The following is a 15774-nucleotide window of genomic DNA, read 5'->3' as shown; positions in this document are numbered from 1 at the left end:
TGTGAAATGGTATGGCAAGCTTTATATAAGTATTTTAATTGCTGTGTTATATATACCTATTTTGTTTTTGATGGTATATTCATTTAATTCAGCAGGTAATATGATTCATTTTGAACATTTCACATTAGAACACTATCAAACCTTGTTCCAAAATGATAAATTAATGTCTGTCATTTTTAATACGGTCGCAGTCGCATTAATTGCAGCTGCTGTCTCAACTTTAATAGGTACTTTAGGTGCAATTGCTATTTATTATTTAAGAAATAAACAATTTAAAGTAACCTTATTAACTTTAAACAATGTATTGATGGTATCATCTGACGTTGTAATTGGTGCTTCTTTTTTAATTATGTTCACTGCTATAGGTCATTTTACTGGATTAGGACTTGGTTTTTGGACAGTTTTGGCATCACATATTGCATTCTGTATACCGATAGTTGTTATCGTTGTATTACCTCAATTATATGAAATGAATGATAGTATGTTGAATGCAGCTAGAGATTTAGGAGCTACAGAATCACAACTATTGAGTAGTATTGTGATACCTAATATAATGCCTGCAATCATCGGTGGCTTTTTTATGGCATTAACGTATTCCTTAGATGATTTCACAGTGAGCTTTTTCGTAACAGGTAACGGATTTAGTGTGCTTTCTGTAGAAGTCTATGCCATGGCTCGTAAAGGTATAAGTATGGAAATTAATGCTATATCAACAATATTATTTGTCGTTATAATGATAGGTGTCATTGGTTATTACGTGATTCAGCACATCGTTCAACGTAAAAAACACACGAAACGAGGTGTGAATACATGAAGCGATTTTTACAATTAATTTTAATCTCTATCATTATTGGTGCTTTATGTTTAGCAGTCAGTCATTGGTTTAAATCAAAAGAGAATACAGATACCAATCAGAAAATTTATGTATATAACTGGGGAGAATACATTGACCCAAGTTTAATTAAAAAGTTTGAAAAAGAAACAGGTATACAAGTAGTATATGAAACATTTGATTCTAATGAAGCTATGGAAGCAAAAATTCGTAACGGAGGTACGCATTACGATGTAGCGTTTCCAAGTGAATATACAGTACAAAAATTAAAACGTGCACATCTTTTAGAACCACTTGATCATAAAAAAATACCTAATATTAAAAATTTAGATTCAGATTATATGAACATGCCATATGACCGCCATAATAAATATTCATTACCTTATTTCTTTGGTACTGTTGGCATTTTATATAATAAAGATAAGTATCCAAATGATTCTTTTAATAGTTGGAAAGATTTATATAAACCAAAATATAAAAATGAAGTACTTTTAGTAGATGGTGCTCGAGAAATTATAGGTTTGGGTCTCAATAAACTGGGATATAGTTTGAATGATAAAAATCCACAACATATTAAAAAAACTGAATCAGATTTACAGAATTTAGCACCACAAGTAAGAGGTGTCGTAGGTGATGAAATTACAATGATGCTTCAACAGAATGAAGGTAATGTGGCCGTTGTTTGGAGTGGGGTCGCTGCTCCATTAGTACAAGAAAGTGACAAATATAATTACGTTATTCCTAAAGAAGGGTCTAATCTATGGTTTGATAATATGGTTATACCAAAAACAGCGCAAAATAAAGAGGGCGCATATAAATTTATGAACTTCTTATTAGATGCAAAAAACAACAAACAAAATACCGAATGGGTAGGCTATGCGACACCAAATAAAGCTGCAAGGAATATGTTACCAAATGATATTAAAAATGATCATAGATTTTACCCTAATAAAAAGGAACAACAACGTTTAGAAGTTTATCAAGATTTAGGTCAAGATACATTAAGTGAATATAACGAAAGTTTTTTAAATTTTAAAATGTCGTTAAAGTAGAATGAAAATGGTAGTTATTTTATGTTATTTTCGATATAATAACTTGATAAGTAAAGTAAGGAGTTGTAACGAATGACAGGAGAGCAATATACTCAAATCAAACGTCCAGTCAGTCGACTAACAGAAAAAGTATTAGGTTGGCTTAGTTGGGTATTCTTACTAGTGTTGACAATTGTCACGATGTTTATAGCTTTAGTGTCATTTAGTAATGATACATCAATTGCTAACTTAGAGAATACATTAAATAATAATGACCTTATTCAACAAATGTTGGCAAATAATAGTTTAAGTACTACGCAATTTGTAATTTGGTTACAAAATGGTGTATGGGCTATTATAGTGTATTTCATTGTTTGTTTACTGATTTCATTTTTAGCATTAATATCTATGAATATTAGAATTTTATCTGGATTTTTATTCTTATTATCAGCAATCATTACGATACCATTAGTGTTACTTGTTGTAACTTTAATTATTCCAATTTTATTCTTCATCATAGCAATTATGATGTTTGTAAGAAAGAACAAGGTAGAAGTCGTACCAAATTATAATAACGGTTATGGTTACCAACCTTATAATGAAGTTCCAGAGCAAGATACACATCAATATGAACCTGAACAAGAAGAAAGAATTGAGAAAACAAGTCAACGTAGACGACCATCACGTCGTAGTATGGAACGTAAAGAACAAGCATATGAACCAACTCAAGATGCTACAGCACAAAATGAAGAAAATAATGAAACATATGATGATAAATATGAACAATTTCCTAAGCGTGCTGTTGAAAGTGAATATCGTTCAGATGATGATGAACAAGAAGAAGAACCTACAGTATTATCTAGACAAGCTAAGTATAATAAGAAATCTAATTCTAATAACGAAGCACAAGTTAATCCAGAGGCTTATAATGATAGTGCATATGATGAAGCACAAAATAATTATAATGATGAACCTCATATTGATCCAAAAGAACTAAAAGCTCAACAAAAGAGAGAAAAAGCAGAAATTCGTGCTAAGAAAAAAGAAAAGCGTAAAGCATATAATCAACGCATGAAAGAAAAACGTAAAAATCAACCAAGTGCTGTAAATCAACGTAGAATGAATTACGAAGAACGTCGTCAAATGTTCGGTGAAACTGAACAAAAAATGAGAGATAACGTTAAGCAAGATAATCAAAATATTGATGAAGAAAACAACTCTAAATAATAATTTAAAGACCAAAAATGAAAGTTTAGTATTCATTTTTGGTCTTTTTTTCTAGAGTATTAAAATTTTAGTGTATTAATTAGCAAGAAAAGACAGTTTTTAGTATTATTAAGGTAAGGATTTAAGGAGGTACCGAAATGAAAAGAAAAACAGAACTTATTTTAGCTTGGATTGCTAATGGATTGAGTAGTTTATATTTATTATTAGTAATCGTAGGTTATTTCGCTATGAAGTCAGGAAGCGGTGCATCTCAAAATGAAGAAATGGTAAGCAAAATGATGGGAAGTAATCAAGATATGTCTATGGACATGCTTGCAACATCAATTGCTTTATCAATGGGTGTGTTAGCTTTCTCTACTATATTAGGAATTGTTGGTGCGCTAACTGTTAAAGGAAGACGTAAATTAGGCGCTAGTTTATTAATTGCAGCTGCAATTGTTGGTATTATGGCAACTAATATTATTGCGATGGTATTATGGTTAATTTCTGGTATCATGCTACTTGCGAAATCAGATAAACAAGGACCAACTAATCAATTCCAAAATAATAATTCTTATGATGATTCAACCAAGAGACAAGAGTGGAATCCAGAAGAAGAATTAAAAGAACGTCAACAAAGCAAAAAACCATATACTTATTAGACAAAATATATTGTAATAACTATTGATTGAATGAATTAAAATATGGAGCAACTTCATAAAATATCGTAAAGTAAAACAACCTTTTGGGATTTTCAAATAATCTCAAAAGGTTGTTTTGTTTATATTTAATCTCAGTGAATATTGTTAGCTTCATTTACAATTCTTGGAATGTTTGAATAATAAGATAAACATTCAAAATACTTAAGATAATAATAAGTGACCAAGAAATCACATTTACCCATCTTTTATTAATAAATGGACCCATTAATTTTTCATTACTTGTCGCTAATTGTAATGGTATTAATGTAAATGGTAATGCAATACTTAAGAATACTTGTGAAAATACTAGTAATTGTTCAATTTTAGCTTCATTGCCATTAAAAATAATTAAGCAAATAATAACTGGAATAATTGCTAGTGATCTTGTAATTAATCGACGAAGCCAATTTGGTAATCGGAATCTTAAGAAACCTTCCATTACTATTTGACCTGCTAAAGTACCAGTGATTGTTGAATTTTGCCCTGAAGCAAGGAGTGCTACCGCGAATAATGTGCTCATAACACCACCTAATGTTGCACCAAGTAATGGTTGAGTTTTTAATGCATGATATAAATCATAAAATCCACCTAATTCATCTGCATTTGAGCCAAAGAATAAAGCAGCGCCCAAAGTTAATAATAAGCAGTTAATTACAAATGCAATTGACAATTGGATGTTTGAGTCAATTGTTGCATATTTGATTGCTTGAGCTTTATCATCATTATTATTTCTATCATACTTTCTTGATTGAACGATTGAAGAATGTAAATAAAGATTATGTGGCATAATTGTTGCACCAATAATACCTAAAGCAATATATAAAATACCTTGATTAGTAACAATTTCTTTATGAGGTAAAAATCCATTTAATAAGTTAATGACATTAGGTGATGATATATAAACTTCGAATATAAAGATAGCTAATACTGTAAAGATAAGTGTACCTACAATAGCTTCAATTTTTCTAAAACCAAATTTCATCATAAATAAAAGTATAAACACATCACATACTGTAATTAGTGCACCAACAATTAATGGAATATTGAATAATAAATTAAGTGAAATGGCACTTCCGATTACTTCAGCAATATCTGTCGCGATAATAGCTAGTTCTGCAATTATCCAAAAAATAACAGCAACAGGCTTAGATAAATAGTGGCGTGTCATTTGAGCCAAATCTTTCCCTGTGGCTATCCCTAATCTAACAGTCATACTTTGTAACAACATAGCAGCTAGACTAGAAATCAAAATGACAAATAGCAGTGTATAACCGAATTGTGCGCCACCCTGCATTGAAGTAATCCAGTTGCCAGGATCCATATATCCAACAGCAACTAATAGACCTGGTCCAATAAAAGCTAATAGTTTTTGACTGGCATTACTTTTGTAGTCAAAATCTATCGTATTATTAATTTCTTCTAAGCTTTTTTGATGTTCATGATTGTCTGATTGCTTATTCATAAATTAAATCACCTCTAATGTAAAATCATAATGATATATTAACCTAATTATATTTTTAGGTCAACCTAAAAATATTTTACACTATTAAAAAATACCCGGACATCATTTCAATGTATCAGGTATTTTATAACAAATTATTATGCGTGATAGAATTTTAAAAACTGGTCAAATGTTTCTTCTACAAATTGAATAAATGATTTGTCAGACGTTAAACGATTATCGTCAGGTGAGATTGCTCTAGCAACGAAAAATTCACCTTTTTTAACATTTTTAACGCGGTCTATGGCTTCATGTAATTGATCATCTGTAAAATCTTTAATTAGTGGTTTTTCTGGTTTCATATGGTCAAGACACACACTATAATCTGAAGGGAGATGTCTTAATGTGTCGAAATGCTTATCAAATGTTTTAACACGTTCAGCTTTGTCTTTAGCTTCATGCATAACACCAAACATTACAAATAATTGGTCTCTAAATAATCCAATTTGAAAGTGGGGCAGCATTTTGTAACCACGTTTGTTTGGAGCAAATGCAACCCAGGTATCTTTAGGTGGGTTAACACTTCTTCTGGCATGTTTTGCGACGTGAGGATAGAATGTTTCCCCAGTTTGAGTACTAAAATACTCTGTGAAATAATCACCTAATTGATGAAGTTGAGGTCTAACATGTTCATTAAGTGCTTCCATACGTTCATCAAGACCATCTACGTCAAAGGCTTTAAAATTTTCAGGTGTAAATGTATATTTTGTCATAACTTGCCTCCTAGGGTAATAATTAAAGTTATTGTAGCATAACCATGACTAGAAATTCTAAATTGTAGTTTCAATTTTATACATAATTTCATGTAAAAAGGGGAATCTAACATTATAAAAAAGGGATAGTTATCGTGTATAATAGATATTAATAGGAGATGATACCATGGCACTTTACGATTTTGCTAAAGGATTAGTTTTAGAAGCGGGTAACAAAGTCCGTTTAATGATGAAAGAGGATTTAAATATAGAAACCAAATCCAACCCTAACGACTTAGTGACTAACGTAGATAAAGCAACAGAAGATTATATATTTGAAATGATTCACCAAAATTATCCGGAACACAAAGTGATAGGTGAAGAAGGTCATGGTCACGATTTAAAAGATATCAATGGTGTGGTTTGGGTCGTTGATCCAATTGATGGCACTTTAAATTTTGTTCATCAACAAGAAAATTTTGCGATTTCTATTGGTATTTACCACGAAGGTCAATCATACGCTGGATTTGTATATGACGTAATGAGAGATATTTTGTATCATACTAAAGTTGGTGAAGGTGCTTATGAGAATAATCATCCATTGGAAAAATTAAAATCTACGCAATTAAAAACAAGTATTATTGGTATTAATCCTAATTGGTTAACTAAACCTATTATGGGGCCTATATTTACACCAATTGTTGATGATGCTCGAAGTGCTAGAGCATATGGTAGTGCAGCGCTAGAAATTGTTAGTGTAGCAAAAGGGCAATTAGACGCTTATGTAACGCCAAGACTACAACCGTGGGATTATGCTGGCGGTTTAATGATACTTAATGAAGTAGGCGGTAAAGGTACTAATTTACTTGGTGACGCTTTAACAATTAACCAACCCAATTCTATTGTTATGGCAAATCCTTCATTACACGATGAACTATTAAATAATTATTTAAATGAGTTTGAAGAAACGTTACGAAAACATCATAAAAGAAGATTTGGTCGATAATACCTACAATGATAAAAATAAGTCCATGGAAGACTCTAATGCCTCCATGGACTTTTACAATTTTATTTTGAAAATATATTGTTAAAATAAAATTAAATGATGGTGAATTCGTGTTAAAAGAAGTTTTAATTCGTTTTTAAGGGGTTATATCATTTATAACCAATTATTTTCACGATATTTCTTTTTTACTGTGAAACCGACACCAAATGTTGCAACGAGTAATATAAATGTTAAAATCATCATTGGAACATTTGCAGCACCAACACTAAAACTAAAAAGCAATAAAAAGATTACAGCTAAAATTGAGAATACCCAAAATATGCCTTTAGATTTTTTTTGTTGCATCCCATACCCCACCTTTTACTTATTTTTTCTCTAATCTATGATATAATAAAAAAGTTGTAATTAAAAGTGGGAGTTTACTTAAGAAAGGAAATTTATAATATGACGAATATAAGAGAAGATGTACGTAATATAGCAATTATTGCGCACGTTGACCATGGTAAAACGACGTTAGTTGATGAATTATTGAAACAATCAGGAATCTTTAGAGAGAATGAACATGTTGACGATCGTGCTATGGACTCTAATGACTTAGAAAGAGAACGTGGTATTACGATATTAGCGAAAAATACTGCGGTAGACTATAAAGGAACAAGAATTAACATTTTAGATACGCCAGGACATGCTGACTTTGGTGGCGAAGTTGAACGTATCATGAAAATGGTTGATGGCGTAGTCTTAGTTGTAGATGCATATGAAGGTACTATGCCTCAAACACGTTTTGTACTTAAAAAAGCATTAGAACAAAATTTAAAACCAGTTGTAGTAGTAAATAAAATTGATAAACCATCAGCAAGACCAGAAGGTGTAGTTGATGAAGTGTTAGATTTATTTATTGAATTAGAAGCAAATGATGAACAACTTGATTTCCCAGTTGTATATGCTTCAGCTGTTAACGGAACTGCAAGTTTAAATTCTGAACAACAAGATGAAAACATGCAATCACTATACGAAACAATCATTGATTACGTACCAGCACCAATAGATAACAGTGATGAACCATTACAATTCCAAGTAGCATTATTAGACTATAATGATTACGTTGGTCGTATCGGTATTGGCCGAGTATTTAGAGGTAAAATGCGTGTTGGTGACAACGTATCACTTATTAAATTAGATGGCACTATTAAAAACTTCCGCGTAACTAAAATCTTTGGTTACTTTGGATTAAAACGTGAAGAAATTGAAGAAGCACAAGCTGGTGACTTAATCGCAGTATCTGGTATGGAAGACATTAACGTTGGTGAAACAGTAACACCACATGATCACCAAGATGCATTACCAGTATTACGTATTGATGAGCCAACACTTGAAATGACATTCAGAGTCAATAATTCACCATTTGCTGGTCGTGAAGGTGACTTTGTAACAGCGCGCCAAATTCAAGAACGTTTAGATCAACAACTTGAAACAGATGTATCATTAAAAGTAACACCTACAGATTCACCTGATGCATGGATCGTTGCGGGTCGTGGTGAGTTACATTTATCAATCCTAATTGAAAATATGCGTCGTGAAGGTTATGAATTACAAGTTTCTAAACCTCAAGTAATTCTTAAAGAAGTAGATGGCGTGATGTGTGAACCATTTGAAAGAGTTCAATGTGAAGTGCCTCAAGAAAATTCTGGTGCAGTAATCGAATCTTTAGGTACACGTAAAGGTGAAATGTTAGACATGATGACAACAGATAATGGTTTAACTCGTCTAATCTTTATGGTACCTGCACGTGGTATGATTGGTTACACTACTGAATTTATGTCAATGACTCGTGGTTATGGAATTATTAACCATACATTTGAAGAATTTAGACCTCGTATTAAAGCAAAAATTGGTGGCAGAAGAAATGGTGCATTAATTTCAATGGATCAAGGAACTGCTAGTACTTATGCTATTTTAGGTCTAGAGGACCGTGGTACTAACTTTATGGAACCAGGTACTGAAGTTTATGAAGGTATGATTGTTGGTGAACATAACCGTGAAAATGACTTAACAGTTAATATCACAAAAACAAAACATCAAACTAACGTACGTTCAGCAACTAAAGACCAAACTCAAACAATGAATCGCCCACGTATTTTAACGCTTGAAGAGGCTTTACAATTTATTAATGATGATGAATTAGTAGAGGTAACTCCTGAAAGTATTCGTTTGAGAAAGAAAATTTTAAATAAATCAGTTCGTGAAAAAGAAGCTAAACGTGTTAAACAAATGATGTCTGATGAAGAATAATTTTTAATTAACATGAATAAAATATAAGCAAAAAAACCACTCGCTAGTTGATAATACAACTAGCGAGTGGTTTTATTATGTTAATTTTCTTTTGAATCGTGATACGTAAAAGGTTGAGGTTGTTTAGGTGTATCGAAGCGACTTTTACAATCATCACACATAAAAGTACGAATAGGGTTGTTTCTAAGCCGTTTTGCTTCTACAGTGTTTTCATCAATATGAACTGTAGTATCACAAATGATACATTTAACAGGAACCAATTAAATCACCTCAATATATTTTACATACTTAAATTCGTAGCTGTATCCATTTTCTGTATCGTATACAAAACTATCAACTGAATTATCGTCATACATACGTTTTCCATCTTTAGCAAATTGGAAGAATAAGTATGGTAATAAATCTAATGGAACTTCAACTGAATCTTCATCATTAAATAATTTAATTGCAGTTGCGTTTGATTGTGGTTCTGCTGTTTTAAAGAATGGTGTCATGTTAATCACAAATGAACCTTCTAAAACAGAACGTTTTTTATATTTTATTTCAGAATTAAGCGTTGGCGGATTAGTTTGTCCTTCAAGAATAGCACGATTCCATTCTCTATTGTCTTCAAATCGAACTGGTTTAGTACCGTCAAAGACACCTTTTTCTAAGTCTTCAATACTTACCTTTCGATCGTCAAATATCCAAGTTGTACTATCTAATGTGATGGGAAATTTTACCGCACCTTTAATTTGAATCATCTTGCCCACTCCCTAAATTTTTATCTCATATTATTTTATCATAAAATAGGTTATACTTATTTTAAAGATACTTGCTTTTTAACATTTAGTAAGATAAAATTTTAAGTATTGAAGATATTTAATGAAATGATAGGGGGAGTGTGTGTCATGGCTAATCAGTCGAAATTAAATAATGCGGCATATGAGCAATTGAACAAAGATGCTGATAGAATTTTACAGCTAATCAAAGTTCAAATGGATAACCTAACAGTACCTTCTTGTCCGCTTTATGAAGAAGTTTTAGATACACAAATGTTCGGTCTTCAAAAAGAAGTAGATTTTGCTGTACAACTAGGGCTAGTTGACAAAGAAGTCGGCAAAGAACTTATGTTAAGACTTGAAAAAGAACTTTCAAAACTACACGAAGCTTTTACAAATGTTTAATTTTATAGATTTGATTTAATCTAACGTTATTATTTATATTAATTCAAATTTGTATAGATATAACATAGTTTGAATTCATTTTGATATAAACGTGAAATGCAACTTACACATTGTATAAATGGTGGCTGAGATAGTATCATAATTGATATTTTCTCAGTCATTTTATCTTTTTGTAAAATCATTATGTTTATATTTGTTTTGTGATACATAAGAAGTTTATAATAAAAAAGATAGGTTTGTGGGAATGATTAATATTCGATTAATTCCCTTTAAACAAATCTTAAAAACATTGAATTGGATGAACTGATATATGAAAAACTTTAAAAATATAATGCGGTATATTGGGAAAACATCTAAATTTATCGATTATCCATTGTTAGTCACATATGTGATTCTATGTTTAATTGGTTTAGTTATGGTTTATAGTGCCAGCATGGTGGCTGCTACTAAAGGTACATTAACAGGTGGCGCTGAAGTATCCGGTACATATTTCTATACGAGACAGTTACTTTACGTCATTATGAGTTTTGTTATAGTCTTTTTTATGGCATTTATAATGAATGTAAAGATATTGAAAAAGCCTAATGTTCAAAAGTGGATGATGATAGGTATATTCGCTTTGTTATTAATAACACTTGTAATTGGTAAAAATATTAATGGTTCAAAAAGTTGGATCAATTTAGGATTTATGAATTTACAAGCGTCAGAGTTATTAAAAATTGCTATCATCTTATACTTACCGTTTATGATAGAGAAGAAAATGCCTCAAGTACGAAATAAAATTAAACTTATTGCAGCACCGATTATTTTAGTTTCAAGCTGTGTTGCGCTAGTACTTTTACAAAGAGACGTGGGGCAAACATTATTAATTTTAATTATTTTCTTTTCAATAATTTTTTACGCTGGTATAGGCGTACAAAATCTTTTGAAATACGGTATTATGGTAGCCATTGCAGGTATAGTGATATCCATTTTAGTGCTTGCTTTAGGATTATTACCAAGTTACCTTGAAGCTAGATTTAGTACCTTAACTAATCCATTTAATGCAGAAGCTGGTACAGGTTACCATATATCTAACTCACTTATGGCTATAGGTAATGGTGGATTATTTGGTCGGGGACTTGGAAATAGTATTATGAAACTTGGCTACTTACCAGAACCACATACCGATTTTATATTTGCGGTTATATGTGAGGAATTAGGACTTGTAGGTGGTTTATTTGTCATCCTACTAGAATTTTTCATTGTTTACCGTGCATTCCAACTAGCTAATAAAACGAATTCATATTTTTATAAATTAGTATGTGTAGGAATTGCTAGTTATATCGGAAGCCAAACATTTGTAAACTTAGGTGGTATATCAGCAACAATTCCATTAACAGGTGTACCATTACCGTTTATTAGTTTTGGTGGTTCGGCTATGATTAGTTTAAGTATAGCAATGGGATTACTCTTAATTACTGCAAAACAAATTAAAATGGATGAAATTAGAAGTAAACAACGAAAAATCGATATTAGACGTCGTTATCAATAACTATTTAGCTAATCTCTCTTTAGTGAAATTCTGTACAGTGAATTTTCTAAAGGTAAGGGATTAGCTTTTTTATTTGTAAATTATTTTAAACTGGAAATACTTTCAACATAATGATAATATAAAGTTATTGTTAATGATAAGTTTATTTGATTATAAGTGAATCATTAAAATAAAATAATTTGTTTTGGTTTTATGACACTTAAGTTAAAGAATTATGACTAATATATATTAACTATAGAAAATAATTGCTATATAGGATAAAATTTTAATATATAAGTAGTTAGAAAATTCTAAATATTTAAAAGGGGTGTTTTTACTCTTGAAACACATCAAGAAGTTATTAGTAGCCAATCGTGGTGAAATTGCTATCAGAATTTTTAGGGCAGCAGCAGAGTTGAATATTAGTACAGTAGCAATTTATTCTAATGAGGATAAATCATCATTACATAGATATAAGGCAGATGAATCTTATTTAGTAGGTAGTGATTTAGGACCAGCAGAAAGTTATTTAAATATCGAAAGAATTATAGAAGTAGCTAAAAGAGCAAATGTTGATGCTATACATCCAGGATACGGTTTTTTAAGTGAAAATGAACAATTTGCACGTAGATGTGCTGAAGAAGGCATTAAATTTATTGGACCTCATCTAGAACACTTAGATATGTTTGGTGATAAAGTTAAAGCAAGAACAACTGCACTTAAAGCTAACTTACCTGTGATACCAGGTACAGATGGACCTATTGAAAGCTTTGAAGCGGCAAAGGCCTTTGCAAGTCAGGCTGGATATCCGTTAATGATTAAGGCTACAAGTGGCGGTGGCGGTAAAGGAATGCGAATTGTTCGTGAAGCCAGTGAATTAGAAGATGCATTTCATCGCGCTAAATCAGAAGCTGAAAAATCATTTGGTAATAGCGAAATTTATATCGAACGCTACATCGATAATCCTAAACATATAGAAGTACAAGTTATCGGTGATGAATATGGTAATCTTGTTCATTTATATGAACGTGATTGTTCGGTTCAAAGACGTCATCAAAAGGTAGTGGAGGTAGCACCTTCTGTAGGGTTACCTGAATCATTACGCTTAGAAATATGTGATGCGGCAATCCAATTGATGTCACATATTAATTACGTTAATGCAGGAACGGTCGAATTTTTAGTGTCTGGGAATGAATTTTACTTTATTGAAGTTAACCCTCGTGTGCAAGTAGAACATACGATAACTGAGATGATAACTGGAATAGATATCGTTAAAACGCAAATATTAGTTGCAGACGGTGGCGAATTATTTAGCCAAGAAGTTGGTATGCCAAAGCAAGAAGATATTCAAACATTAGGATATGCAATTCAATGTCGTATTACTACTGAAGATCCTTTAAATGACTTTATGCCTGATTCAGGAACCATTATTGCATATCGATCAAGTGGAGGCTTTGGTGTACGATTAGATGCAGGTGATGGTTTCCAAGGTGCCGAAATATCACCGTATTATGATTCTTTATTAGTAAAACTATCTACACATGCTATGTCATTTAAACAAGCAGAAGAAAAGATGGAACGTTCTTTAAGAGAAATGAGAATTCGTGGGGTTAAAACCAATATTCCATTTTTAATTAATGTTATGAGAAATGACCAGTTTAGAAGTGGAGATTATACTACTAAATTTATAGAAGAAACACCAGAATTATTTAACATTCAACCAACATTAGATAGAGGAACAAAGACACTTGAATATATTGGGAATGTAACAATTAATGGATTTCCTAATGTTGAAAAGCGACCTAAACCGTTATATGAAACGGCTTCTATTCCTAAAGTATCACAAGCAAAGGTAGATACATTTTCAGGAACGAAACAGTTACTAGATCAACAAGGTCCAAACGGAGTAGCGAAATGGGTACGAGAACAAGATGATGTACTCATTACAGATACTACTTTCAGAGATGCACATCAGTCTTTATTAGCTACTCGAGTAAGAACAAAAGATATGTTAAATATTGCATCTAAAACTGCAGAAGTATTTAAAGATAGTTTTTCATTAGAAATGTGGGGCGGTGCTACATTTGATGTAGCGTATAATTTCCTGAAAGAAAATCCATGGGAACGTCTAGAACGTCTACGTAAAGCTATTCCCAATGTTTTATTCCAAATGTTATTACGTGCTTCAAATGCAGTAGGATATAAAAATTATCCAGATAATGTAATACAAAAATTTGTAAAAGAAAGTGCAGAAGCTGGTGTCGATGTTTTTAGAATTTTTGATTCTTTAAACTGGATTGATCAAATGAAAGTAGCGAATGAAGCGGTACAACAAGCTGGTAAAATTTCTGAAGGAACAATTTGTTATACTGGTGATATTTTAAACTCAGAAAGATCAAATATTTATACACTTGATTATTATGTCAAATTAGCTAAAGAATTAGAAAGAGAAGGTTTCCATATTTTAGCTATTAAAGATATGGCAGGATTATTAAAACCGAAAGCAGCATATGAACTAATCGGTCATTTACGTGCAGCGGTTAATTTACCTATACATTTGCATACTCATGATACAAGTGGCAATGGTTTACTAACATATAAACAAGCGATAGATGCTGGCGTAGATATTATTGATACTGCTGTAGCATCAATGAGTGGTTTGACAAGTCAACCAAGTGCCAATTCATTGTATTATGCGTTAAATGGATTCCCACGTAACTTGAGAACAGATATAGAAGGACTTGAAGAAATTAGTCATTACTGGGCTACAGTTCGTCCATATTATACAGATTTTGAAAGTGATATTAAGTCACCGAATACAGAAATATATCAACACGAAATGCCAGGTGGACAATATTCTAATCTAAGCCAACAAGCTAAAAGTCTTGGTCTAGGTGAACGTTTTGATGAAGTAAAAGATATGTATCGTCGTGTTAATTTCCTATTTGGAGATATCGTTAAAGTAACACCTTCTTCTAAAGTAGTAGGAGATATGGCACTATTCATGGTTCAAAATGATTTAAATGAAGATGATATCATTAATCAAGGACATAAATTAGATTTCCCAGAATCTGTAGTATCCTTCTTTAAAGGAGAAATTGGGCAACCAGTAAATGGATTTAATCCACAGTTGCAAAAAGTCATACTTAAAGGTCAAAAGCCATTGGAAAATAGACCTGGAGAATATTTAGAATCTGTTGATTTTGAAGAAGTCAGAAAAGAATTAGCAAACATTCAAAATACAGAAGTAACAGAACAAGATATCATTAGCTATGTCCTATATCCTAAAGTCTATAAACAATTTATTGCTACTAAGGAACAATTTGGGGACCTATCATTGTTAGATACACCAACATTTTTATTCGGTATGAGAAACGGTGAAACAGTTGAAATAGAAATTGATACTGGTAAACGATTGATTATTAAACTAGAAACAATTAGCGAACCCGATGAAAATGGGCAACGAACAATTTACTATGCAATGAATGGACAAGCAAGACGCATTTATATTAAAGATGAAAGTGTAAAAGCTAATGTAAATGTAAAACCAAAAGCAGACAAAACCAATCCAAATCATATTGGGGCACAAATGCCAGGTTCTGTCACAGAAGTGAAGGTAGCTGTTGGAGATAAAGTGAAAGCAAATCAAGCTTTACTCATTACAGAAGCAATGAAAATGGAAACAACGGTACAAGCACCATTTGACGGTACTATAAAACAAATCACAGTATCGAATGGAGATGCTATAGCTACAGGAGATTTATTAATTGAATTAGAAAAAGATCCATCTTAATAAATATTAAAAAAGCCGAAACATTCAATATTCAAGAATGT

The 15774-nt window shown here is 31.6% G+C and carries 14 protein-coding genes; 9 read left to right on the top strand and 5 right to left on the bottom strand.

What is annotated here, in order from left to right; all coding sequences use genetic code 11:
• Position 1 precedes the first annotated feature (1 nt).
• The 4 genes from NSQ15_RS08335 to NSQ15_RS08320 all read left to right on the top strand — a co-directional run bounded on the left by NSQ15_RS08335 (position 2) and on the right by NSQ15_RS08320 (position 3731).
• Entirely contained in the window at positions 2-814 is an 813-nt protein-coding gene (locus NSQ15_RS08335) for an ABC transporter permease (RefSeq protein WP_070452787.1), read from the top strand.
• Positions 811-1884 (top strand): ABC transporter substrate-binding protein, encoded by a 1074-nt coding sequence (locus NSQ15_RS08330; RefSeq protein ID WP_029055524.1) that lies wholly within the window; start codon positions 811-813, stop codon positions 1882-1884. The genes NSQ15_RS08335 and NSQ15_RS08330 overlap by 4 nt, the downstream gene beginning before the upstream one ends.
• Positions 1885-1956: 72 nt before the next feature.
• Positions 1957-3090 (top strand): lipoteichoic acid stability factor AuxB, encoded by a 1134-nt coding sequence (auxB, locus tag NSQ15_RS08325; RefSeq protein WP_017637686.1) that lies wholly within the window; start codon positions 1957-1959, stop codon positions 3088-3090.
• A gap of 137 nt (positions 3091-3227) precedes the next feature.
• A complete protein-coding gene (locus tag NSQ15_RS08320) occupies positions 3228-3731 on the top strand; it encodes a DUF4064 domain-containing protein (RefSeq protein WP_017637685.1) in 504 nt (167 codons plus the stop codon).
• A gap of 154 nt (positions 3732-3885) precedes the next feature.
• On the opposite strand, the gene NSQ15_RS08315 is transcribed toward NSQ15_RS08320, so the two are convergent.
• Positions 3886-5232 (bottom strand): Nramp family divalent metal transporter, encoded by a 1347-nt coding sequence (locus tag NSQ15_RS08315; protein ID WP_340747092.1) that lies wholly within the window; start codon positions 5230-5232, stop codon positions 3886-3888.
• A 137-nt stretch (positions 5233-5369) separates the two neighbouring features.
• Positions 5370-5984 (bottom strand): YktB family protein, encoded by a 615-nt coding sequence (locus tag NSQ15_RS08310; RefSeq protein WP_017637683.1) that lies wholly within the window; start codon positions 5982-5984, stop codon positions 5370-5372.
• Between the two features lie 166 nt (positions 5985-6150).
• Between NSQ15_RS08310 and NSQ15_RS08305 the strand changes: the two genes are divergently transcribed.
• Positions 6151-6969: an inositol monophosphatase family protein gene (locus tag NSQ15_RS08305; protein ID WP_154835124.1), complete on the top strand. Its 819-nt coding sequence runs from the start codon at positions 6151-6153 to the stop codon at positions 6967-6969.
• Between the two features lie 153 nt (positions 6970-7122).
• Here the strand turns inward: NSQ15_RS08305 and NSQ15_RS08300 are convergent, their stop codons facing one another.
• Positions 7123-7314: a DUF5325 family protein gene (locus tag NSQ15_RS08300; protein WP_070452779.1), complete on the bottom strand. Its 192-nt coding sequence runs from the start codon at positions 7312-7314 to the stop codon at positions 7123-7125.
• Between the two features lie 99 nt (positions 7315-7413).
• On the opposite strand from NSQ15_RS08300, the gene typA reads away from it, so the two are divergent.
• Positions 7414-9261 carry a translational GTPase TypA gene (gene typA, locus NSQ15_RS08295; RefSeq protein WP_017637680.1) on the top strand — a complete coding sequence of 616 codons (1848 nt, stop codon included), beginning with the start codon at positions 7414-7416 and terminating at the stop codon, positions 9259-9261.
• 80 nt (positions 9262-9341) lie between these two features.
• On the opposite strand, the gene NSQ15_RS08290 is transcribed toward typA, so the two are convergent.
• Complete coding sequence (locus tag NSQ15_RS08290; protein WP_217193828.1) at positions 9342-9521, bottom strand: DUF2197 domain-containing protein; 180 nt, start codon at positions 9519-9521, stop codon at positions 9342-9344.
• Positions 9522-10004 carry a hypothetical protein gene (locus NSQ15_RS08285; RefSeq protein WP_017637678.1) on the bottom strand — a complete coding sequence of 161 codons (483 nt, stop codon included), beginning with the start codon at positions 10002-10004 and terminating at the stop codon, positions 9522-9524.
• 147 nt (positions 10005-10151) lie between these two features.
• On the opposite strand from NSQ15_RS08285, the gene NSQ15_RS08280 reads away from it, so the two are divergent.
• The 3 genes from NSQ15_RS08280 to NSQ15_RS08270 all read left to right on the top strand — a co-directional run bounded on the left by NSQ15_RS08280 (position 10152) and on the right by NSQ15_RS08270 (position 15733).
• Positions 10152-10427, top strand: coding sequence for a YlaN family protein (locus NSQ15_RS08280; protein ID WP_017637677.1), 276 nt, complete (start codon positions 10152-10154; stop codon positions 10425-10427).
• 310 nt (positions 10428-10737) lie between these two features.
• On the top strand, positions 10738-11961 hold the full coding sequence (gene ftsW / locus NSQ15_RS08275) for a cell division peptidoglycan polymerase FtsW (protein ID WP_340747091.1): 1224 nt from the start codon (positions 10738-10740) through the stop codon (positions 11959-11961).
• Between the two features lie 319 nt (positions 11962-12280).
• Positions 12281-15733 carry a pyruvate carboxylase gene (locus tag NSQ15_RS08270; RefSeq protein WP_046466560.1) on the top strand — a complete coding sequence of 1151 codons (3453 nt, stop codon included), beginning with the start codon at positions 12281-12283 and terminating at the stop codon, positions 15731-15733.
• Positions 15734-15774 lie beyond the last annotated feature (41 nt).

It is taken from the genome of Staphylococcus sp. FSL W8-0774, from assembly GCF_038006785.1.
Lineage (GTDB): Bacteria > Bacillota > Bacilli > Staphylococcales > Staphylococcaceae > Staphylococcus > Staphylococcus pasteuri.
The sequence above is the reverse complement of the archived record's forward strand: the minus strand, read 5'-3'. Positions and strand labels throughout refer to the sequence as shown.